This window comes from Ruegeria sp. AF1 (assembly GCF_056542125.1).
In genome coordinates this window covers 1-20,203 of the sequence record NZ_JBQFZG010000027.1, presented here as the reverse complement: position 1 = coordinate 20,203, position 20,203 = coordinate 1, and the positions used below count along the sequence as shown (strand labels likewise).

General features: G+C 60.5%; 24 protein-coding genes. 13 read left to right on the top strand and 11 right to left on the bottom strand.

The window, feature by feature from the left end:
- Window positions 1-25 precede the first annotated feature (25 nt).
- Both argF and ACR0BK_RS19715 read left to right on the top strand, forming a co-directional pair.
- Window positions 26-952, top strand: coding sequence for an ornithine carbamoyltransferase (argF, locus tag ACR0BK_RS19720; protein ID WP_480473650.1), 927 nt, complete (start codon window positions 26-28; stop codon window positions 950-952).
- A gap of 58 nt (window positions 953-1,010) precedes the next feature.
- Window positions 1,011-1,355, top strand: a complete 345-nt coding sequence (locus tag ACR0BK_RS19715) for a 5-carboxymethyl-2-hydroxymuconate Delta-isomerase (protein ID WP_480484532.1) — start codon at window positions 1,011-1,013, stop codon at window positions 1,353-1,355.
- Between the two features lie 24 nt (window positions 1,356-1,379).
- On the opposite strand, the gene ACR0BK_RS19710 is transcribed toward ACR0BK_RS19715, so the two are convergent.
- Genes ACR0BK_RS19710 through ACR0BK_RS19700 form a run of 3 tightly spaced genes read right to left on the bottom strand, consistent with a single transcriptional unit; the run spans window position 1,380 to window position 2,565 of the window.
- Window positions 1,380-1,694, bottom strand: coding sequence for a monooxygenase (locus ACR0BK_RS19710; protein WP_480473648.1), 315 nt, complete (start codon window positions 1,692-1,694; stop codon window positions 1,380-1,382).
- A gap of 38 nt (window positions 1,695-1,732) precedes the next feature.
- Entirely contained in the window at window positions 1,733-2,110 is a 378-nt protein-coding gene (locus ACR0BK_RS19705) for a hypothetical protein (protein ID WP_480555995.1), read from the bottom strand.
- Complete coding sequence (locus tag ACR0BK_RS19700) at window positions 2,107-2,565, bottom strand: MarR family winged helix-turn-helix transcriptional regulator (protein ID WP_480555994.1); 459 nt, start codon at window positions 2,563-2,565, stop codon at window positions 2,107-2,109. The genes ACR0BK_RS19705 and ACR0BK_RS19700 overlap by 4 nt, the downstream gene beginning before the upstream one ends.
- A 176-nt stretch (window positions 2,566-2,741) precedes the next feature.
- Between ACR0BK_RS19700 and ACR0BK_RS19695 the strand changes: the two genes are divergently transcribed.
- Together ACR0BK_RS19695 and ACR0BK_RS19690 are read left to right on the top strand one after the other, a co-directional pair.
- Window positions 2,742-3,734 (top strand): pirin family protein, encoded by a 993-nt coding sequence (locus ACR0BK_RS19695; RefSeq protein WP_480556001.1) that lies wholly within the window; start codon window positions 2,742-2,744, stop codon window positions 3,732-3,734.
- Between the two features lie 45 nt (window positions 3,735-3,779).
- Window positions 3,780-4,754, top strand: coding sequence for a 2-dehydropantoate 2-reductase (locus ACR0BK_RS19690; protein WP_480555993.1), 975 nt, complete (start codon window positions 3,780-3,782; stop codon window positions 4,752-4,754).
- A 9-nt stretch (window positions 4,755-4,763) separates the two neighbouring features.
- On the opposite strand, the gene ACR0BK_RS19685 is transcribed toward ACR0BK_RS19690, so the two are convergent.
- The 3 genes from ACR0BK_RS19685 to hrpB form a co-directional block, all read right to left on the bottom strand.
- Complete coding sequence (locus ACR0BK_RS19685; protein ID WP_480473642.1) at window positions 4,764-6,242, bottom strand: inorganic phosphate transporter; 1,479 nt, start codon at window positions 6,240-6,242, stop codon at window positions 4,764-4,766.
- An 89-nt stretch (window positions 6,243-6,331) separates the two neighbouring features.
- Window positions 6,332-6,790 carry an NUDIX hydrolase gene (locus tag ACR0BK_RS19680; RefSeq protein ID WP_480518932.1) on the bottom strand — a complete coding sequence of 153 codons (459 nt, stop codon included), beginning with the start codon at window positions 6,788-6,790 and terminating at the stop codon, window positions 6,332-6,334.
- A 192-nt stretch (window positions 6,791-6,982) separates the two neighbouring features.
- Window positions 6,983-9,436, bottom strand: a complete 2,454-nt coding sequence (gene hrpB, locus ACR0BK_RS19675; RefSeq protein WP_480556000.1) for an ATP-dependent helicase HrpB — start codon at window positions 9,434-9,436, stop codon at window positions 6,983-6,985.
- Between the two features lie 173 nt (window positions 9,437-9,609).
- Here hrpB and meaB point away from each other — a divergent pair, with 173 nt between their 5' ends.
- The 5 genes from meaB (at window position 9,610) to ACR0BK_RS19650 (ending at window position 12,372) form a co-directional block, all read left to right on the top strand.
- Window positions 9,610-10,581: a methylmalonyl Co-A mutase-associated GTPase MeaB gene (meaB, locus tag ACR0BK_RS19670; protein ID WP_480473639.1), complete on the top strand. Its 972-nt coding sequence runs from the start codon at window positions 9,610-9,612 to the stop codon at window positions 10,579-10,581.
- A 232-nt stretch (window positions 10,582-10,813) separates the two neighbouring features.
- Entirely contained in the window at window positions 10,814-11,101 is a 288-nt protein-coding gene (rpmB, locus tag ACR0BK_RS19665) for a 50S ribosomal protein L28 (RefSeq protein ID WP_008756960.1), read from the top strand.
- Window positions 11,102-11,290: 189 nt separating this feature from the next.
- Window positions 11,291-11,440 (top strand): hypothetical protein, encoded by a 150-nt coding sequence (locus ACR0BK_RS19660; RefSeq protein ID WP_480555992.1) that lies wholly within the window; start codon window positions 11,291-11,293, stop codon window positions 11,438-11,440.
- 30 nt (window positions 11,441-11,470) lie between these two features.
- Window positions 11,471-11,860, top strand: coding sequence for a hypothetical protein (locus ACR0BK_RS19655; RefSeq protein WP_480546389.1), 390 nt, complete (start codon window positions 11,471-11,473; stop codon window positions 11,858-11,860).
- A gap of 38 nt (window positions 11,861-11,898) precedes the next feature.
- On the top strand, window positions 11,899-12,372 hold the full coding sequence (locus ACR0BK_RS19650) for a copper chaperone PCu(A)C (RefSeq protein WP_480555991.1): 474 nt from the start codon (window positions 11,899-11,901) through the stop codon (window positions 12,370-12,372).
- A 92-nt stretch (window positions 12,373-12,464) separates the two neighbouring features.
- Here the strand turns inward: ACR0BK_RS19650 and ACR0BK_RS19645 are convergent, their stop codons facing one another.
- The gene (locus ACR0BK_RS19645; RefSeq protein WP_480495095.1) at window positions 12,465-13,073 is read right to left on the bottom strand and encodes an HdeD family acid-resistance protein; all 609 of its coding nucleotides are present in this window, start codon (window positions 13,071-13,073) and stop codon (window positions 12,465-12,467) included.
- A 62-nt stretch (window positions 13,074-13,135) separates the two neighbouring features.
- Window positions 13,136-13,834 carry an NAD-dependent deacylase gene (locus ACR0BK_RS19640; RefSeq protein ID WP_480546385.1) on the bottom strand — a complete coding sequence of 233 codons (699 nt, stop codon included), beginning with the start codon at window positions 13,832-13,834 and terminating at the stop codon, window positions 13,136-13,138.
- A gap of 27 nt (window positions 13,835-13,861) precedes the next feature.
- Between ACR0BK_RS19640 and ACR0BK_RS19635 the strand changes: the two genes are divergently transcribed.
- On the top strand, window positions 13,862-14,305 hold the full coding sequence (locus ACR0BK_RS19635; RefSeq protein ID WP_480555990.1) for a low molecular weight protein-tyrosine-phosphatase: 444 nt from the start codon (window positions 13,862-13,864) through the stop codon (window positions 14,303-14,305).
- On the opposite strand, the gene ACR0BK_RS19630 is transcribed toward ACR0BK_RS19635, so the two are convergent.
- Together ACR0BK_RS19630 and ACR0BK_RS19625 are read right to left on the bottom strand one after the other, a co-directional pair.
- Window positions 14,302-15,255 carry a LysR family transcriptional regulator gene (locus ACR0BK_RS19630; protein ID WP_480555989.1) on the bottom strand — a complete coding sequence of 318 codons (954 nt, stop codon included), beginning with the start codon at window positions 15,253-15,255 and terminating at the stop codon, window positions 14,302-14,304. The genes ACR0BK_RS19635 and ACR0BK_RS19630 overlap by 4 nt on opposite strands.
- 65 nt (window positions 15,256-15,320) lie before the next feature.
- Entirely contained in the window at window positions 15,321-15,629 is a 309-nt protein-coding gene (locus ACR0BK_RS19625; RefSeq protein WP_480473632.1) for a hypothetical protein, read from the bottom strand.
- A 190-nt stretch (window positions 15,630-15,819) separates the two neighbouring features.
- On the opposite strand from ACR0BK_RS19625, the gene ACR0BK_RS19620 reads away from it, so the two are divergent.
- The 3 genes from ACR0BK_RS19620 to ACR0BK_RS19610 all read left to right on the top strand — a co-directional run bounded on the left by ACR0BK_RS19620 (window position 15,820) and on the right by ACR0BK_RS19610 (window position 19,780).
- Complete coding sequence (locus tag ACR0BK_RS19620) at window positions 15,820-16,836, top strand: hypothetical protein (RefSeq protein ID WP_480555988.1); 1,017 nt, start codon at window positions 15,820-15,822, stop codon at window positions 16,834-16,836.
- A gap of 163 nt (window positions 16,837-16,999) precedes the next feature.
- Window positions 17,000-18,799: a translation elongation factor 4 gene (gene lepA / locus ACR0BK_RS19615; protein ID WP_480555987.1), complete on the top strand. Its 1,800-nt coding sequence runs from the start codon at window positions 17,000-17,002 to the stop codon at window positions 18,797-18,799.
- A 123-nt stretch (window positions 18,800-18,922) separates the two neighbouring features.
- A complete protein-coding gene (locus ACR0BK_RS19610) occupies window positions 18,923-19,780 on the top strand; it encodes a DUF2971 domain-containing protein (RefSeq protein WP_480555986.1) in 858 nt (285 codons plus the stop codon).
- Between the two features lie 95 nt (window positions 19,781-19,875).
- Here ACR0BK_RS19610 and ACR0BK_RS19605 read toward each other — a convergent pair whose 3' ends face one another.
- Window positions 19,876-20,025 carry a hypothetical protein gene (locus ACR0BK_RS19605; RefSeq protein WP_480555985.1) on the bottom strand — a complete coding sequence of 50 codons (150 nt, stop codon included), beginning with the start codon at window positions 20,023-20,025 and terminating at the stop codon, window positions 19,876-19,878.
- Window positions 20,026-20,203: the final 178 nt, after the last annotated feature.

Sequence of the window (20,203 nt, the reverse complement as noted above, 5' to 3'; positions counted from 1 at the left end):
CCCGACCAGCCAAAAGCGAAGCGATATGAACCATTTTCTCGATATCCACAAAACTGATGCCACCGCGCTGCGGTCCATGATCGATCAGGCGGGCGCGATGAAACAGGCGCGTCTGGGCCGTCCCAAGGCCGCCCCTGACGACGAACAGCCGCTGAAAGACCGCATGGTCGCGCTGATCTTCGAAAAGCCCTCGACCCGGACGCGTGTGTCCTTTGACGTGGGAGTGCGCCAGATGGGTGGCCAGACCATGGTGCTGTCGGGCAAGGACATGCAGCTGGGTCACGGCGAAACCATTGCCGATACCGCCCGTGTGCTGTCGCGCTATGTCGACATGATCATGATCCGCACCTTCGATGAAACCATCCTGACCGAAATGGCCGAGTATTCCGACGTGCCCGTCATCAACGGCCTGACCGACCGCACCCATCCCTGCCAGATCATGGCCGACGTGCTGACGTTCGAGGAACACCGCGGCCCCATTGCGGGCAAGAAAGTGGTCTGGACCGGCGATGGCAACAATGTCTGCGCCTCCTTCCTGCACGCCGCCGGTCAGTTCGGCTTCGATCTGACCTTCTCCGGCCCGGCCCAGCTTGACCCCGAAGAGGAGTTCATGGGGTTTGCCCGCCAGAAGGGGTCCCGAGTCGTCATCGAACGGGACCCGCACAAAGCGGTCGAGGGCGCTGATCTGGTGGTGGCCGACACCTGGGTTTCGATGCATGACAGCCAATCCGCCAAGGAACGCCGCCACAACATGCTGCGCCCCTATCAGGTCAACGCGGAACTCATGTCACATGCCAAACCCGACGCGCTGTTCATGCACTGTCTGCCCGCGCATCGTGAGGAAGAAGCAACCTCCGAGGTCATGGACGGCCCGAACTCGGTCATCTTCGATGAGGCCGAAAACCGCCTGCACGCACAAAAGGCCGTAATGCGCTGGTGTCTTGGCGTTTAGGATCACCTTGCAGTTTCGAGAGGGCCATCAGGCTCTCTCATGACCTTCGGAGCATTCAATGCCTCACGTCACGCTGGAATTTTCCAAATCTCTGGACGACACTCATGATTTCCAGATGATTTGCGAGCGGCTGCATACTGTTCTCGCAAAGCATGATGAAATCGACGCCTCAGCGCTCAAGATCCGCGCCGCACCGATTGCCTATTCCTTCATCGGCACGCAACCGCAGACCTTCGTGCATGCCACGCTGCTGTTGATGCGCGGCCGGGATGAGGCCACACGGGCCGAGCTTAACGCCATCATTCTGGACGTTCTAGCCCAGACCATGCCCGAGGTCGGCAGCATCACCGTGCAGGATGTCGAGATGACCCGCGCCACCTATGCAAAGCGCCTGGCAGGTTGATGACGCGGGTACTCTCCGGGTCCGTCAGCCGTGTATCGGCGCGTTGTTGATCGCGCTGAGGTCTTCCATGATATCAAAGACATGATCCGAGGTCACTGCGACCCCGATGGCCTCAAGGCGTTTCAGGTGCATCGCCTTGTAGGTCTCCAGACTGGCGCGATCGCGAAACAGATAGGTCGATCCGAAATGGTTCGTGCCTTCTTCGACAGTCCAGATCTTCCAGACGACACCGGGTTCCTGGGCGATGCTTTCAGCCAGTTCCTTTGTTCCGGCCAGAAACTCTGCGGTTACGGGTCCGTCATAGGCCAGATGCAGATCCCAGATTTTCATCGTACTCATAGTCAAATGCTCCACGTTCAGGGGGGTAGGGGGTGTGATCAGCGGTTCTTGCCAAGCTGCACAAAGCTCAGAATGGCAAGCAGCGCAAAGAAGATGGGGTCGGACCAGCCAAAGCCGGTGAACACCCCGGTCAGACAGGCATAAAGCGTGATGACAACGCCCAATATGTTGGTCCCCATCAGACCTTTCAGGATGTTCTGTGCCGTCCCGGTACCGGTTTCAGTGTTTCGAAACAGGAAGCTGATTAGGCCGATGCCACCCAGAAAGATCGCATTATGCTGCGACAGAAACACGGCATACCGATCGTTCAGTTGCAGTCCATAATTGGGCCAAAGGATGGTTGGCGCAAATAAAAGCGCCAATGCGAAAAACATGTAGATCACACCATGCGCGGTCAGGAAGGTTTTGTTGGTCATGTCTCGCCTTTCTGTGGTTGGGGCAGCTTTTTGCGAAGCTGGTTGAGCGTTCTGATCGTCTCGCGTCTGGTTTCGATGCTCAGGCGTCCGAATATCTGCTCCAGCGCCTGATTGTGGACGGGCATGAACGCGGCCACTTTCTGTTTTCCGGCTTCTGTCAGGCGTAAAACGCGGGCGCGCTTGTCGGTTTCATCAACGGTCTTCTCCACCAGACCGGCCTGAATCAGGTTTTTGACGACAACATCCAGATTGCCGGATGTGGACAGCGTCAGGCGCAACAGGTCATTGATCGACAGCGCACCTTTGGTGTTCAGGGTCTCCAGCGCATCCCACTGAGGTGCCGTCAAACCCCCGGCGCGAAACACCGGTCCCATGGCACGCATGAACAACTGCTGGCTGCGCAACAGGGCCAATACCAGGGCCTGATTTTCTCGGTTTTGAGTCTCGTGTGTCATGGCAGTCATTTATCCCTAGTTAGGGGTTATATCAATATGCACCACCACGCGCGAATGCCGCAAATATGCACGTCCCCCGTGCAGGGCTGCACTGACGCCGGGCCCGGGCCCGCATATATTTTGACCTAGCGAATGCGGACCTGCTTTGGATGAACAAAAAAGCCGAGGATACGAATGTGAGCTGGAACCCGTCCCACACCACCGACGCAGCTGAAAACGGCGCGCTGGAAACACTCATCATTCCCCGCGCCCGCGATCTGGGCGGGTTCGAGGTGCGCCGCGCGCTGCCCTCGGTCAAACGCCAACTGGTTGGCCCATTCATCTTCTTCGATCAGGTCGGCCCGGCAGAATTCGTCACCGAAGGCGGCATTGACGTGCGACCGCACCCGCATATCGGGCTGGGAACCGTCACTTACCTCTATCAGGGCGAATTCGAACATCGCGACAGCCTCGGCACTCACCAGATGATTTACCCCGGCGAGGTCAACTGGATGGTTGCAGGCCGTGGCGTGACCCATTCCGAGCGCACCAGCGAAGAAACGCGCGGCAAAGGCCACAAGCTGTTCGGCATTCAGACCTGGCTTGCCCTGCCCGAAGCGCAGGAGGATATGGCCCCCGAGTTCGAACACCACAAGCAAGGCGCGCTGCCCCATATCCAAGACAAGGGCGTCAGCGCACGGCTGATCCTCGGCAACGCTTATGGCGAAACCAGCCCCGTGACGATGCTGTCCGAGACCTTCTATCTGGATGTTCAGCTTGCCCCCGGCGCGTCCTTCCCGCTGCCCGACGACCACGAGGATCGCGGTGTCTATGTCACGCAAGGATCGATCGAGATTGCAGGCGACATGTTCGACGAAGGCCGCATGATGGTGTTCCGCCCCGGTGACAGGCTATCGGCCCGGGCAGGCCCGCAGGGCGCGCGGCTGATGCTGCTGGGCGGCGCGACCCTGAATAAGGATCGCTATATCTGGTGGAACTTCGTCTCATCCTCGAAAGAAAAGATCGAGACGGCGATTCATGAGTGGAAAAGCGCCGATTGGGTCAATGGCGCCTTCCACCTTCCGGCAGGGGATGACCGCGAATTTATCGCCATTTCAGAACAGTTTGAGCGTACTAAGCCCCGGCTGGCCCGCCCGCGTACGGCGTCGGGGCCGGGTGGGCTTGTGTAACCGTCCGTTTGCGGTGATCCTTTCTGGTATACCAGAGGGGGTATCATGAAACTTGTCATCGCAGGCGCGGGCAGCATCGGCTGCTACTGCGGCGGTTTACTGGCCCGCTCGGGGCATGCGGTGACCTTGCTGGGCCGTGCCCGTGTACTGGACCCCATCCGCGAACATGGGCTGACGGTCACGAATTACGATGGCCTCAATTACCATGTTGCGGCGGAAGCCCTGACACTCAGCACGGATCCCGCCTGCCTGGATCAGGCCGAGCTGGTCATTGTCACCGTCAAATCCGGGGCAACGGCGGATATGGCCGGTCATATCGCGGACGCCGCTTGTTGGGACGCGCCCGTCCTGTCCTGGCAAAACGGGATCGAGAATGCGGCGACCCTGCGCAAGGCGCTTCCCGGTCGCGATGTGCGCGCGGGAATGGTCCCATTCAACGTGGTCCCGAACGGCCCCGCCACCTATCATCGGGCCACGTCGGGCGAAATTGTCATCCAGAACGGCCCCGGCGACCTGGCCACCGCCCTCAGCAGCCCGGACCTGCCCGTTATCGCAAGTGACCGGATCGAGGCGGTGCAATGGGGCAAGCTGGTGATCAACCTGAACAACGCGCTGAACGCGCTGTCAGGCCTGCCGCTTGTGGATCAGCTGCTCAGCCGTGACTGGCGCAACCTCATGGCCGACCAGATGGTCGAGGCGCTGTCCGTTCTCAAGGCGGCCGGGCATCCGGTGGCCTCGACAACGCCGCTTCCGGCGTGGCTGACGCCGCATATCCTGCGCCTGCCGACACCTTTGTTCAGCCGGATCGCGGCGCGGATGCTCACCATCGACCCCACCGCCCGGACCTCGATGGCCTACGACCTGATGGCCGAGCGGCAAACGGAAATCGACAGCCTTCAGGGCCATATCATTCGGCTGGGACATGAAACCGGGGTGCCCACCCCCCTGTGCACAAAAGTGTCAGACCTGATCAAACACGCGCCTGATCATCCGCTGTCCCCGGAACAGATCAGGCTCTGATCCCGGTCGTCAGACGAGGCCGGTCAATATCCAGAAAATCACGGCCGACATGGCGGCGGCGGCGGGCACGGTCACGACCCAGGCTGCAATGATCGTCATGAAATGCGACCGCCGCACCAGCTTGCGCCGCCGGAATTCTTCGGGGGCCAGCTTCTGCGCTGTCGCGTTTCTCCCATTGTTCTGTTTCCGCCTGCGATCCGACTGCCATTCGCGATAGAACCCGACGCCAAAGATTGCGCCAACGGCGATATGCGTGGAACTGACCGGCAGGCCCAGCCAGCTGGCCACAATGACAGTGATCGCCGCCGACAGTGCGACGCAAAAGGCCCGCATCGGGTTCAGCTTGGTGATCTGGCTGCCGACCATCCGGATCAACTTGGGCCCGAACAGAAACAGGCCGAACGATATCCCGAACGCGCCGATGATCATCACCCATAACGGGATCGAAACCTTTTGGGCGAAATCTCCGAACTCAGCCGCGTGTACAATCGCCGCCAGAGGGCCGACCGCGTTGGCCACATCATTGGCGCCGTGGGCAAAACTCAGAAACGCGGCCGATATCACCAATGGCAAGCCGAACAGGGTTTTCAGCGACCGGGTCCGGTTCTCCATCCCCTCGGATTTGCGGCGTACCCAGGGAACCGTCAGCGCCCAGACCAGCACGCCGCTGCCCAGACCGATCAGCAGCGCCACCTCCAGTTCGATCTTCACGATCCGCTTCAGACCCTTGACCGACAGATAGGTGGCAAACGCTGCCGCCATCACCGCCACAAGGATCGGCACCCAACGCCGCGCGGCGGCGATCTTGTCGTCCTGATACTGGATCTTGGTCTTGATCAGCGCCAGGAACCCAGCCGCGATCACGCCGCCAAGAACCGGAGAGATCACCCAGCTGGCGGCAATCGCGCCCATCGTGCCCCAGCTCACCGCGCTCAGACCGGCAGCGGCAATCCCCGCGCCCATGACCCCGCCCACAACCGAATGCGTTGTCGACACTGGCGCACCGATCCAGGTCGCCAGATTGACCCACATGGCGGACGAGATCAGCGCCGCCATCATGGCCCAGATGAACACATTGGTGTTCTGCACCGAGGCCGGGTCGATGATCCCCTTCGAGATGGTCGAGACGACGTCGCCTCCCGCAAGCAAAGCGCCCGCGCTTTCGGCAACGGCGGCGATCACGATGGCACCGCCCATGGTCAGCGCGTTCGCACCCACCGCGGGACCCATGTTGTTGGCCACGTCATTGGCACCGATGTTGATCGCCATATAGGCTCCGAACGCGGCGGCAGCCACGACGATATAGGTGCCGTCGGCCCGACCGAACAGCACCGCCGCCATCAATCCGGCAAGCACCATGAACGCCAGTGCAATTCCCGGCGCCAGCAGCGGGCGGGCGACATGAAGATTGGCGATTTCTACGCGCGAGATGCGTTGCAGGTCGCTGTCAAGCGACTGCCAGCGCGGTTTTGAATTTGTGTCAGACATGGGCTTGGTCAAAGTTTCGCAGATCGCCCGCAGCTAACGGTTTCCCGGTTCAGGGGCAAGCGCGCAGCCATCAAATTGTTGCGAAACGGCTACATCTGTCGCAGCAGCGCCTGCAACTCGAGCTCCTGCACCCGTTTGGCGGCTTCTGCCGGTGAAAACCACTGACGTTTGCGCTTATCCACTTCGGGAAAATCATCGGCAAGTTCTCGCACGGAAACCCGGTAGACGCGAGTCAGGACCGACTGTGCTGATCCCCCCTTGAAGATCTTGTCATAGGTGAATTGGCCGATGGGCTCCTTGTCGACCGCTTCTGCACGCACGCCAGCCTCTTCCCACGCCTCCAGCAGGGCCGTCTCCAACCCGTCCAGACCATTGACAGGCCAGCCCTTCGGGATAATCCAGCGCCCGGTTTCGCGGCTGGTGATCAGCAGAACCTCGTCCTGATCCTCGTGCTTGCGCGTGCACAGGGCCGCAAACTGCACCCTTTGGGGACGCAGGAATAAGGGGCGTCCGACCTCTTCCCAGATATTTCGCAGCCAAGCACTCATGATATGTTCTTCAAATCCTGTTTCTGTCTTCGAAACCTGTGTGACGTAACAACAATAATGCCAGACTTCAATGAAATGTCCGCTTATTTCTGATTATGACCGGTTCTTCGGTCAATCTACTGTGATTTGTGAGATTTCGTGCAACAGCCCAGAAAGCCTGAGCCGCTTGCCGGAAGCAACGCGGCAATGGGTCTATTCCTGCCTGCGTTTGGCCCTCAGCGTCGGGTCGGCCTGTGTCGGGTCTTCGGGCCATGGATGTTTGGGGTATTGCGCCCGCATATCCTTGCGCACATCCGCATAAGACCCGGCCCAGAACCCCGGCAGATCGCGGGTAATCTGGATCGGGCGCTGCGCCGGGGACAGCAGCGTAATCTTCAGGGGCTGTCCGCCAACCACCGGATGCCGGGTCACTCCGAACAGCTCCTGCAACCGAACCGAGATTTCGGGGACCGCCGCGCCATAATCGATTGGTACCTTGCGCCCCAGGGGTGTTTCAAACGATCCCGGCGCGCGCCGGTCCAGTTCCTGGGTCTGGACCCAGTCCAGCCGCGCGCGCAAGGCGGGCAGCGGGTCGAACCGTTTCCAGTCCTCCGCGCTTTTGACACCGGACAGCATCGGCAACAGCCAGTCGTCCAGCTCGGCCATCAGACCCTCGACCGAAAAGTCGGGCAGGTCCACCCCGTCGGCGCGCACCAGTTCCACCCGCGCGGCCAGCCGTGCGGCGGCCCCGTCCAGCCGCAATCCCAGATCGCGCACCCCGTCCAGCATCGCACGCGCCACGGCGGCGTCCGGGACATCCTTCCAGATGCGGTCGTCCAGCGTGATCGCCCCAAACCGCTCCTGCTGTCGTGACACAACTCGCCGCTCACGTTTTGACCAGGCGCAAACCTCGGCCCAATGGATCTGGTCCGCGAACAGTTCGCGGATCTCGCGTTCCGAAATCTGGGTGGCCATCCGCACTTTTGCCTCGCGCGGGTTTCCATCGGTGTCGGTTACAACCAGAAAAGGCGCCGCCGCCAGCGAATCGCCGCTGTCCAGCACGACACCTTTGCCCCCCGACAACACATAACGCGGCGCATCGCCCTTGCGCCGCTGCCCGATACGGTCGGGATAGGCGAGGGCGGCCATGGCAGCAGCGCTCAGATCATCCGTCTTGCTTCCGGCCTGTTTCCTCAACCGCTTGGCCTCGGCATTGATCCGATCCACGGCGCCCATGTTCACCTGCCAGACCCGGTTGCGCTGAAAGGTGCGCACATCCCGCAGTGCCTCTTGCCGCAAGGCGATATCCACCGGCGCGCCGCGCAGGGGGTCGCGCTCGGCCATCAAGGCGGCCAAAGGCGCGGCACTCGGTCCGGCCCGCACCAGCATATGCCCCAGCCGGGGATGCAACGGCAGCGCCGCCAGCGCCCGCCCGTGTTCGGTGATCCGCCCCTTGCCGTCCAGCGCGCCCAGCATCGCCAGAAGGGCGCGCGCCTCGGCCATCGCGCCTTCGGGTGGCGGGGTCAGAAAGGCCAGATCGGCGGCATCCGCGCCCCACAGCGCCAGCTCCAGCGCCAGCCCGGTCAGATCGGCGGCTTCAATCTCGGCAGGCGGGTACGCGGCCAGCGCGCCATCCTCCCCCTTTGACCACAGCCGGTAACACAGCCCCTCTGCCACACGGCCCGCACGACCCGCGCGTTGCGTGGCCTCGGCCCGTGTCACCCGCTCGGTCACCAGTCGGGACATGCCCGAGCCCGGATCAAACCGTGCCCGCCGCGCTTGCCCCATATCCACCACCACCCGGATATCGGGGATCGTCAGCGAGGTTTCGGCAATCGACGTCGCCAGCACCACCTTGCGCCCGGTCTCAACCGGGGAAATCGCTGCGCGCTGGGCCGCAAAGGGCATGGCTCCGAACAGCGGGCGCACCGTGCAACTGGCGGGCAGGCGTCCGGTCAGGGCTGCTTCAGCCCGCCGGATTTCACCTTCACCGGGCAGAAACACCAAGATCCCGCCACCGATGGCGCGGGTCTCGCGCTCGGCCTCAACGACCAGATCGACCAATGCATCCAGCCGCCGTGCCTGAGGCCCCAATGGCCGGTCCAGCCAGCGCATCTCGACAGGAAAACTCCGCCCTTCCGACGTAACCAGCGGCGCGGCCATCAGGCGCCCCACCGGGTCCGCGTCCAATGTGGCCGACATGGCCAGCAGAATCAGATCGTCCCGCAGCGCGCCCGTGACCTCAAGGCACAGGGCCAACCCCAGATCCGCGTTTAATGAACGTTCGTGGAATTCATCAAAGATCACCGCCCCGATGCCCGGCAGGTCAGGGTCCGATTGCAGCATTCGGGTCAGAATGCCCTCGGTCACCACCTCGATCCTTGTGTCTTTTGACACTTTCGCATCGCCCCGCACGCGATAGCCAACACTCTGGCCCGCGCGCTCTCCCAGCGTCTCTGCCATCCGCTCTGCCGCGGCCCGTGCCGCCAGCCGCCGCGGCTCCAGCATCACGATCCTGCCGCCGCACAGACCCGCCTCCAGCATCGCCAGCGGAACCCGCGTGGTCTTGCCCGCACCGGGCGGTGCTTGCAGCACGGCCCGCCCCTGCGTCCGCAGGGCGTCCAGCAGGCCGGGTATGGCATCGTCTATAGGCAGGCGTAGGGTCATCCGGCCCTTATCCGCGATCCCGCAGGTGGCGTCCAGTTTCCGCGCGCACATCAGCAAATCGCCCCGCACGAAATGACGCAGGCTGCGCGATCTTCGCATTTCCTGCCGCCTCCGGTCTGGACAAACACCCCCCAAGCACGGCAACTGTTCCTGCCTCTAGGAACGGGACAAGAATGCAGACAGACAGCCTGAGCGACAGAATTCTGAAGGGCGAGCGCCGGGCGCTGGCGCGTGCGATCACTCTTGTTGAAAGCAACCGCGCCGATCACCGGGCACAGGCCAGCGACCTTCTGGCCCAGCTTGCCGGTTCGGGGCGTCAGGCGCTGCGTATCGGTCTGTCCGGCACACCCGGCGTGGGCAAGTCCACCTTCATCGAAAGCTTTGGCATGATGCTGACGGGGCAGGGGCTGCGCGTCGCGGTTCTGGCGGTCGATCCCAGCTCGGCCCGCTCGGGCGGCTCGATCCTGGGCGACAAGACCCGGATGGAACGCCTGAGCCGCGAGCACAACGCCTTCATCCGGCCCTCTCCCAGCCAGAGCCACCTTGGCGGCGTCGCCCGCCGCACCCGCGAGGCCATCGCCCTGTGCGAGGCCGCAGGCTATGACGTGGTGTTGATCGAAACCGTGGGCGTGGGACAGTCGGAAACTGTGGTGTCCGAACTGTCAGACCTGTTCCTGCTGCTGCTGGCCCCGGCGGGTGGGGACGAGTTGCAGGGCGTCAAGCGCGGCATCATGGAAATGGCGGACATCATTCTGGTCAACAAGGCCGATGGCGACCTGAAAGCCACCGCCACCCGCACCTGCGCGGATTATGCCGGCGCACTGCGGCTGCTGCGCAAACGCCCGCAGGACCCCGAAGGCTTCCCCAAGGCAATGACCGTTTCCGCCGTCGAAGAACACGGGCTGGAACAGGCCTGGGACGAAATGCAAACCCTGACCCAATGGCGCCGCGACACCGGTATCTGGGAGGCAAACCGCGCTGCCCAGGCCCGCTACTGGTTCGATCAGGAGGTCCGCCACGCCCTTCTCGCCCGTCTCGATACACCGCAGGCCCGCGCCGAGATGGAGCGCCTGAATGACGAAGTCTCGCAGGGACGACTCAGCCCGGCGGTTGCTGCCGGACAACTTCTGGACACGCTCGGCTGAAGGGCCGTCATGGCCGCTTCACCTTTTGCCAAATACTCTCGCCAACGGCATGGCCCGTCCGGGCCATTCCTGCATGGCAGGCAAAATGAAAGATTTCGCGCGGCCCGTCTTGACCCTCCGCGCGATTCCCACTACACGCATCCAACCAGTTTTCGGGCGCGACTTCGGGTTGCGCCCCTTGTGATTTGGCCGCGGGTACCTAGCCCGGCCTCCAGAAACAAAGGAAGAAACCATGTCGCGCCGTTGCGAACTGACCGGAAAAGGCCCGATGACTGGCAACAATGTCAGCCACGCCAAAAACAGAACTCGTCGTCGTTTTCTGCCGAACCTGAACGACGTTACCCTGCAGTCCGAAACTCTGGGCCGTGGCGTCAAGCTGCGCATCTCGGCGGCTGCGCTGCGTTCGGTTGACCACCGCGGTGGTCTGGACGCGTTCCTGGCCAAAGCCAAGGACGATGAGCTGTCGGCAAATGCTCTGAAAGTGAAGAAAGAAATCGCCAAGGCGCAAGCTTCGGCCTAAGGTCTTTCACTTAACAGTTTTTCAGGCCCTGCACCATATCGGTGCGGGGCCTTTTCTGTTGGGCCAGTCCCTTTCGGCCTCCATTGTTTTCAATATGGAACTAATTTTTCGCCATTGGTGAACTTCTTCACATACAGGTTTCCGAATCTGACCTAACGTCACTGTCATCCATCAGGCGGGGGCCAAATTATGACGTTAAAAAGTTTTTATCTTTTCCTGTTTCTGGCCGCGGTATTCCGCAAGGCGATTACAACCTGCACACGGATGCAGCGCTGGGTGAACCGGTCCCATACCAGCTTCACCACAGACAGGGTGAAAAGACCCGGACTGGATTATTGAAAAACAGCTTCAAGCGCGACCCTTTGGCGCTTGAAGCTTTTCCCGTTGCTGACCTATAGCTGGGTCAGAATGAGACCTTCTGTTACCAGATTTCTGCCTTATGTGCTAACCCTTCTGCTGGTTCTGACCGGGCAGGGGCTGGCCATGTCGCGCGGTATGGACAAGGCGGTGGGTCAGATGGTGCTGTGTACGGGCACCGGCCCGGTTGTCGTCTATATGGACGAAAACGGGCAACCGACCGCCCCGCCGCATTACTGCCCGGACTACGCAATATCCTTGCTGGGGGCCGTTGCGGTTGCCGAACAGGCACTGCCAGCCGCGCCGGAACAGGCGCAACCAGCACCGCTGCGGCATCTGGGCAACCAGATCGCCCTTCCGGTTCCCGCAACCCCGGCCCGCGCGCCTCCTGTCAGCGTTTGAAACCCACCCTTTTCAAACCTTTATACAGGAGAGGCACGATGTCCCTCAAAACCACTCTGCTCGCAACCCTGGCCTCCGTGTCGCTGGCCATCCCCGCCTTTGCCGAAGGCACCATCACGGTTGACGACGCCTATGCCCGGTCCTCGGGCAAGACCGCCATCGCCGGTGCTGCGTTCATGATGATCCATAATCAGGGTGACGCGGATGACCGGCTGATCGGTGTAACCTCGGACGCGGCAGCGCGTGTTGAATTGCACACGCACCAGGTCGATGAAAACGGCGTGGCCAAGATGGTGCATGTCGAAGAAGGATTTGCCATTCCAGCCGGTGAAACCCACATGCTGAAACGCGGCGGCGACCATGTGATGTTCATGGGGCTGACGGCCCCGTTCGAACAGGACGCCAAGGTGCCGGTCACGCTGATCTTTGAAAAGGCAGGCGAGGTTGAGATCGAGATTCCCGTGGATCTGGAGCGTCAGGACAAAGGCGGCCACGGATCACATTCGAACTAAGGCAACGCCTGTCTTCGGGCCGCGCGGCAGCCCTCATCCATGCGTCAGGCCGGGCTTTGCCCGGCCTGTTTTCCATGCGGCCGCGGATGGCGTTATTTGTTGATGGTTTTCAGGCCGACACGGTCGCCCGCCTGATGGAATCGCGAGGCCAGCCAGAACATGACAGCGGCCATGGCCAGCGCCGAGAATGCGATACCCCAGCCCAGCGCAACCAGCGCCACCGCAGGCCAGATCATCAGGACAAGCCCGACGACAAGCGCGACAAATCCCGAAACGCGCATGGAACCGCGTTGCGGGTCACTTGGATGCATCTGCCCGGCAGCCGCCAAGGATCCGATCCCGATGATCAGCGCCCATGCGCCCAACAGGAAAAACGCCAGTTTCACCGTGCCTTCCGGCCAGATCAGCAGGACAAGCCCGATCAGAAGCGCGCCGATCGCAGCACCTCCCAGCACCCCGCGACGGCCAACACCCAAAAGCGTCAGCCCACCGTCGAGGATCAGCAACACACCGACCAGCCGCAGCAGCAGCGCGATGCTGCCCGATGGCCAGAACAGGGCCGCGATGCCCACAAGCCCGGCCAGCACCCCGCGCAGCAGAAAAGTCCACCACAGGCTGGACAGCTGTTCCCCCAGCATGTCACGCCCGGCCATGCTGCTGTCATCCAGGATTTCACCGGTGCGGGGGTCTTGATCAGTCATGGCACATCCTCCAGTCGCTATTGCAGATAGTGTACACAAATTAAGCCAGCGTTGTCTGTAGCTTAAGAATTTCCCGCAAGAAGCTGCCCGACCCATCGCGGAACCGTTTCGGATGCCCTGCCGACAATGCGCTCGTCAAAGCCCGACGGCCCGGGCGTCGGCTCCAGATTGATCTCGACCGTCCGCGCACCCGCCGCCTGCGCCTCGTGAACAAAGGCCGCCGCCGGATAGACCTGACCCGAGGTGCCGATGGCGGCAAAGATCGACGCGCTGGCAAGGTGGTCGTAGATGTCGTCCATGTAATAAGGCATCTCGCCGAACCAGACCACATCGGGCCGGGCGGTGGGCTGGCCGCAGGCGGGGCAGGGCTCGGCGACGGCCATCTCAGGCGGGGCGGGCCAGCGATGATCGCACCCGGAACACAGGGCACCCGCCAATGTGCCATGCATGTGGATGACACCCGTCGCACCGCCCGCTTCATGCAGGCTGTCTACGTTCTGGGTCACGATCACGACCTCTGCGGGCCAGCCCTGCTGCAACCGGGCCAGCGCCATGTGGGCCGCGTTGGGCTGCACGGCGGCGGCCTGAACGCGGCGCGCATTGTAAAACCCCTGCACCAAGGCGGGATCGCGCGCAAAGCCCTCGGGCGTGGCCACATCCTCGATCCGGTGCTGCGCCCACAGCCCGCCTTCGTCGCGAAAGGTGCTCAGCCCGCTTTCAGCCGAAATCCCGGCCCCGGTCAGAATGACGATCTTTCCCATATCCCCTCCGCGCGTTACACCTTGGCCATGACACACCGTATCCTCTTTGTCTGCCTGGGCAATATCTGCCGCTCTCCCGCGGCCGAGGGCGTCTTTCGCGCCCGCGCACCGCATCATGCAACCGACAGTGCCGGAACCATGGGCTGGCACGCGGGCAATCCACCCTATGGCCCGATGCAGAAGGCCGCAATCCGCAGAGGCATTGACCTCGGCGACCTGCGCGCGCGCCAGTTCACCGTCGCGGATTTCGACCGGTTCGACCTGATCATCGGCATGGATGCCCAAAACATCGCTGATATTGAAGACCTGCGCCCGTCGGGCAACGGCACGCCGGTTCGCCTGCTGACGGATTTCGCCCCTCAGACCGGTGCCGATCACGTACCCGATCCGTATTACACGCGGGATTTCGACGGCGCGCTGGACCTGATCGAAGCAGCGGTTGACGGGCTTGCCGCCCATCTGGACACCTAGCCGCCGGTCACCCGCAACTGGCCGCTCAGCCAGGGCAGCTTGGCAACCGCCGGGTCCACGATCTGGTTCTGCATCAGGCGCCGGGTCATGCCCGCAACCTCCTGCGGGACCTGATCGGACCACTCGGTGCGCGCCAGCAGCGATATGTTGCGCGAGAACTCTCCGAACGGGGCAGGGTACGCCTCCAGCCCCTCATGGAACCGCGCCGCGCGCATGAAGCCCAGCGGCGTGGTGATCGCCCAGCCCAGACCCCGCGCCACCATGGCCATCAGCGCCATGTGCGAGCCGATCTCGAACCGTTCCTCGAACACCTGCGACCGGCGCGCCAGATGCGCCTCGATCTGGCGGCTGATCAGCTGCTCGCGGGCATAGCGCAGAAACGGCAGCCGCTCCTGCACGGCCTCGACCCCGCCCGATCCCTGCGGCGCCACCAGAATGAACGGATCATGGACCAGCGGGTATTCGACCACCCCCTCCAGTACTTCGCCGCTATGGGCGGTGACCGCCATATGCAGGCGCTGCTCGGCCAGCGCCTCGAACAGATCAAGGCTCGACAGGGTGATCAGCTTGAATTTCGACCGGGTCAGGCTGTCGGCCAGCAGGGTGGCCAGCCGCGGTGTCAGATCATTGTCGAAATCGTCGATCAGCCCGATCGACAGCGTGGTCAGATGCCCCAGATCCATGACCGACAGCTCGCTCTGGGCCATGTGCAGCTCGGCCAGAACCGCCTCGGCCCGCGCAAGGAAACTGCGCCCCGCCTGCGTCAGCCGCATCGGTCGCCGCCCGTGATCGACCAATTCGGTCCCCAGCGCGTTTTCCAGATTGCGCAATTGCTGCGATACGGATGGCTGGCTGAGCCCCGTGATCTCGGCAGCCTGTGCCACCGATCCCGTCCGCGCCAAAGCCTCGAACACTTCAAGGCCCCGCAGGGTCAGCCCTTTCATTACCATGCAATACACCTTTCGCTGCGCCTTTCTGGGGCGCAGCGTGGATCAGGTCAAGCATTCTGAACGGGTTAGCTGCAGATCGCCTGCGCCATCTGGCCAAAGTTCTGGTACCGATCCCACAGCGCATCATCGCGCGCGGATTTCGACATCTTCAGCACCTGCGCCTGATGGGGGTCCTTGAACCATTTCGCCACGGTCTTCTGATCACTGCGCGTCAACGCCTGATCCGCCACGCGCTGAATGCAGCTGCACCGGTCCCGCGTCGCGGCCGAGCGGTCCGACGCCATGCACGCCTGCCTGATCTGCGCCGCATCCGCGACCTGAGCCACCGCCGTCAGCGATGCCGCACAAAATGCGATAATGAGGAACTGTTTCATACTCGAGCCTCGTTTTTGCCTGCCCGGACGGGTCTTATGCCCCTCTCGGTCTGCGGCGGAGTATGAATCAAACGGGGGGTGGGATCAATTGTTTTGACAGTCAATTCAAGCGGTGCTGAATTGACGAGGATAAAAACAACGCACTAAAATACTTCGGAAGTTAATATGAGCAGTCAATTCAAGGGATAGGATGGTGATTTCTATCAAATCTTTTTTTATGTCAGTGCTACTTTGTTTGTCTCCGATAGCGGCCTTGTCGGATACGTCTTTTTTGCAAGGCGAGGATGCGCCGGAATTCAAGGAGGCGGTTAAGGCCTGGTTGGACGGTGATGATTTGGCAGCATTGCAAAGTTTCTCTGAACAGGCGCAACAGGGGAACGCAGCGGCTCAAATATTACTATCGAGCATTGCAAGCCAGAGTAGTTTTCACGCGCATGTAACTTCTGAAATGGATCGCAAGGACCGCATTGCTCTGTTACGAAAACCCGGTGGCCTATCGGGCAAGTCATGGCTCACAGAGGCACAAAACTCTGAACCATTGGCCCTTGCTTTACTGCAAGTGGCCAAATTCGAAGATAAAGCGCCCGCTATCGCAGCGCTAGTCGAACTTGGTGAGCCAATAACAGCAATGTTTGCCGCGCAATCCATGCTTTACGATGGAAGAGGGGCTGATTTGGTTGAGGTTTTGCAAGGCCTGGATCGCAAATTGCCTGAAGAAGCTGGCATATTCTTGTACTGGGCGTCGTACCTGCAGTCACATAGTTCGGATGGTCCAAATTATGGAGGTTCGGCATCGCTGGCCTGGCTTAATACTGGAGATGATCGCTTCAAAGCGGCTGAGTTAGCTTGGGGCATATTCACTCCAAGAGAATTGATAAATGACACCGACATCAGAGAGGCAGCGGCTGAATTGAGCGCGGAGGTAGTAGCTTGGACCCCCATTCGTAACTTTTGTAGTGACTACTGTGCGGAAGAGGTTCCCGATTGCACCGTCACTGCTGCTGCGTTGCTCGCCTCACCTTATTCTCCAAGAAGCCCGCTACAGAGCTTGATCGCCAATGAAGACTATTGGTCGAGTGATCGCATTGAAGGCGACGTTGCGCGTTCAATTCTTGACATCCGGGATGTGGAGTTTGCTTCAGAGTATACGTACAATCAGTGCTTTACATCCAACATGCAGGCCCTTCAGCGAGCGCATTGGCCTTGAAACGGTATTTCGCCGCAATGCAAGTTTATCTCCTGCATCAAGTTTGGTGCTAAGTACAATCCTTGAAGCGATTTGTATGCGATTGGCAATGAAGTTGTATTGGTCGCGGCAGATCATCTTGAACCATTGACCACAGCCCATTTCCGACGCATATCCCCACTCCATGACAGACCTCGCTCATATCCGCAATTTCTCCATCGTCGCGCATATCGACCATGGCAAATCCACCCTTGCTGACCGGCTCATCCAAGAGACCGGGACAGTGCAGGATCGTGACATGAAGGAACAGCTGCTCGACAGCATGGATATCGAACGCGAGCGTGGCATTACCATCAAGGCCAACACCGTTCGGATCGACTATACCGCCGATAATGGCGAGACATATGTGCTGAACCTGATCGACACCCCCGGCCACGTGGATTTCGCCTATGAGGTCAGCCGGTCGATGCGCGCCGTCGAAGGCTCGCTGCTGGTCGTGGACAGCACCCAGGGGGTCGAGGCGCAGACGTTGGCGAATGTCTATCAGGCCATCGACGCCGATCATGAGATCGTGCCGGTCCTCAACAAGATCGACCTGCCCGCCTCCGACTGTGACCGCGTGGCCGAACAGATCGAGGACGTGATCGGCATCGACGCAAGCGACGCCATCCGGGTCAGCGCCAAGACCGGGCAGGGCATCCACGAGACGCTGGAAGCGATCGTGCACAAACTGCCCGCGCCGCAGGGCACTCTGGACGCGCCGCTCAAGGCGATGCTGGTGGATTCGTGGTACGACGCCTATCTGGGCGTCATCGTTCTGGTCCGCATCATGGACGGCACGTTGAAAAAGGGGATGCGGGTCAAGTTCATGTCGAACGGCACCCTGCACCATGTCGACCGCGTCGGTGTCTTCCGCCCGGAAATGCAGATGATCGACAGCCTCGGCCCGGGTGAGATCGGGTTTCTCACCGCCTCGATCAAGCAGGTCCGCGACACCCGCGTCGGCGACACCATCACCAATGACCGGGGTGGCGCCGAAGTCGCCCTGCCGGGCTTCAAACCCGCGCAGCCGGTGGTGTTCTGTGGCCTCTTCCCGGTGGATTCCGCCGAATTCGAAGACCTGCGCGACGCGATCGAGAAGCTGGCGCTGAACGACGCCTCATTCTCGTATGAGATGGAAACCTCCGCCGCGCTTGGCTTTGGCTTCCGCTGCGGCTTCCTTGGCCTGTTGCACCTCGAGGTCATCCGCGACCGGATCGAGCGTGAATACGATATCGACCTCATCACCACTGCGCCCAGCGTGATCTATCACGTCTACATGAAAGACGGCGTGATGATCGAGCTGCACAACCCCGCCGACATGCCCGACCTGACCAAGGTCGACCATCTTGAGGAACCGCGCATCAAGGCGACCATTCTGGTGCCCGACGAATATCTCGGCGACGTGCTGAAACTCTGCCAGGACCGCCGCGGCATCCAGATGGACCTGACCTATGCGGGCCAGCGCGCCATGGTCGTCTATGACCTGCCCCTGAACGAGGTCGTCTTTGACTTCTACGACCGCCTGAAATCGGTGACCAAGGGCTACGCCAGCTTCGACTACCAGATGACCGGCTACCGTCAGGACGCGCTGGTCAAGATGTCGATCCTTGTGAATGACGAACCGGTCGACGCGCTGTCGACCATGGTTCACCGCGACCGGGCCGAGATGCGGGGCCGCGCGATGTGCGAAAAGCTCAAGGACCTGATCCCGCGCCACATGTTCAAAATCCCGATTCAGGCCGCCATCGGAGGCAAGGTCATCGCCCGCGAGACCCTGTCCGCCCTGCGCAAGGACGTGACCGCCAAGTGTTATGGTGGAGATGCCACCCGGAAACGCAAACTGCTGGACAAGCAGAAGGCGGGTAAAAAGAAGATGCGCCAGTTCGGGAAGGTCGATATCCCGCAGGAGGCGTTTATTTCAGCACTAAAAATGGACAGCTAAGGCTGTCCATTTTTAGTGACGGTGGGCGAAAGCGGTTGGCGCAGCCAACCGGCGTGCCCACACGGTGGGTTTGAGAAATTTCAAAAAGCGATCGAAAAATGATGGAAGCAAGCTTGTTGTAATATGACAGAGTATTCGATACCGGCGCGACTTTATCGCTACCGATCTTGTTCAACAGCCTATTTTGAAGACGAATTGCGTGCAGTTATAGAGCGCCAAGAGCAGTTTTTTTCTTCGATTGAAACCCAAAATGATCCATTTGATTGCAACCCCAATTTTGTAGCTTCATCAGATGGAGAACTGTTTCAGCTCTACAGAAAAATCGGCAAAAAGTTTTTAGTTTCGCTCGATACACTTCGCGAGCATTTTCCGAACCTTAAGCGAGCCGAACTTCGGCGAAAGCAAAAGCAAGAATTCAGCGTCACACTTGAGAATATTTCTAAGTCAAATGCCACGCTTCTTAGATTTGTTGACACAGTGCGGGCACACTCTCGGATTATTTGTCTCTCCGAAAACTGGAATAATCCCTTGATGTGGGCCCACTACGGCGCGGGTCACAACGGAGTAGTGCTCGGCTTTGAGCCAACGTGGCAAGTTGCGATGGATAATGGTGACGATATTCCGTTGAAAGTAAGCTATGTGGAGCGTCGACCCAAGCTAAGAACTAGCAACTTGATATGTTGGATGGAGCAGTCCAAGATTTCGGATGCTTCTCTAATTCGTCAGGGCGATCAGGCCTTCGAGGCCCTAGTTCTAACAAAGCCAAAAGTCTGGGAATACGAAGAAGAGTGGAGGATACAAAAAAGGTTCGAGGGTCCAAGTTCTTACCAAAAAGTTCCTTCACTCTTGTTAAATGAAGTTTTGGTTGGAATGCGAGTGTCTGCTAATCTGCTTTCCAAGATCGAAAGAATATGTGGGGACAAAGTGCCCGTATCTAGGATTGAATTGGATTCAGAAACCTTTGAACTAAAGAGATCCTGACTGTCGGCAACCGTAAGATGGGTGTTTACAACCGTCACGTCACCCAACACCACTCTCAAAACAACCCACCCGCCCGGCGGCACCCCCGGGCCCCGTCAAACCAAAGGTTCACCTTTGGCGAAACGGGCGGCGTGTTTGCGCCCCTCTTCGGTTCCATTGAACATCCGTAGGGCGGGCTTCAGCCCGCCAATCCACCACTCCCCCATATCCCCGACCCCAAACCAACGCACATGGATTGGCTGCATCCGGTGGCGGGCTGAAGCCCGCCCTACGGGGTGGGGTTGGTACCTGCGCTTGCGCCGTTAGGGTTCTGGCCTATTTTGTTGAAAAACTCGGGCTTGATCGGTTGGTAAGTTGCTGATTCAATTCTTCCTAAAGGGAGGGATCAGCCATGATGGGATCGAGACAGGAAGCGCAAGCGTC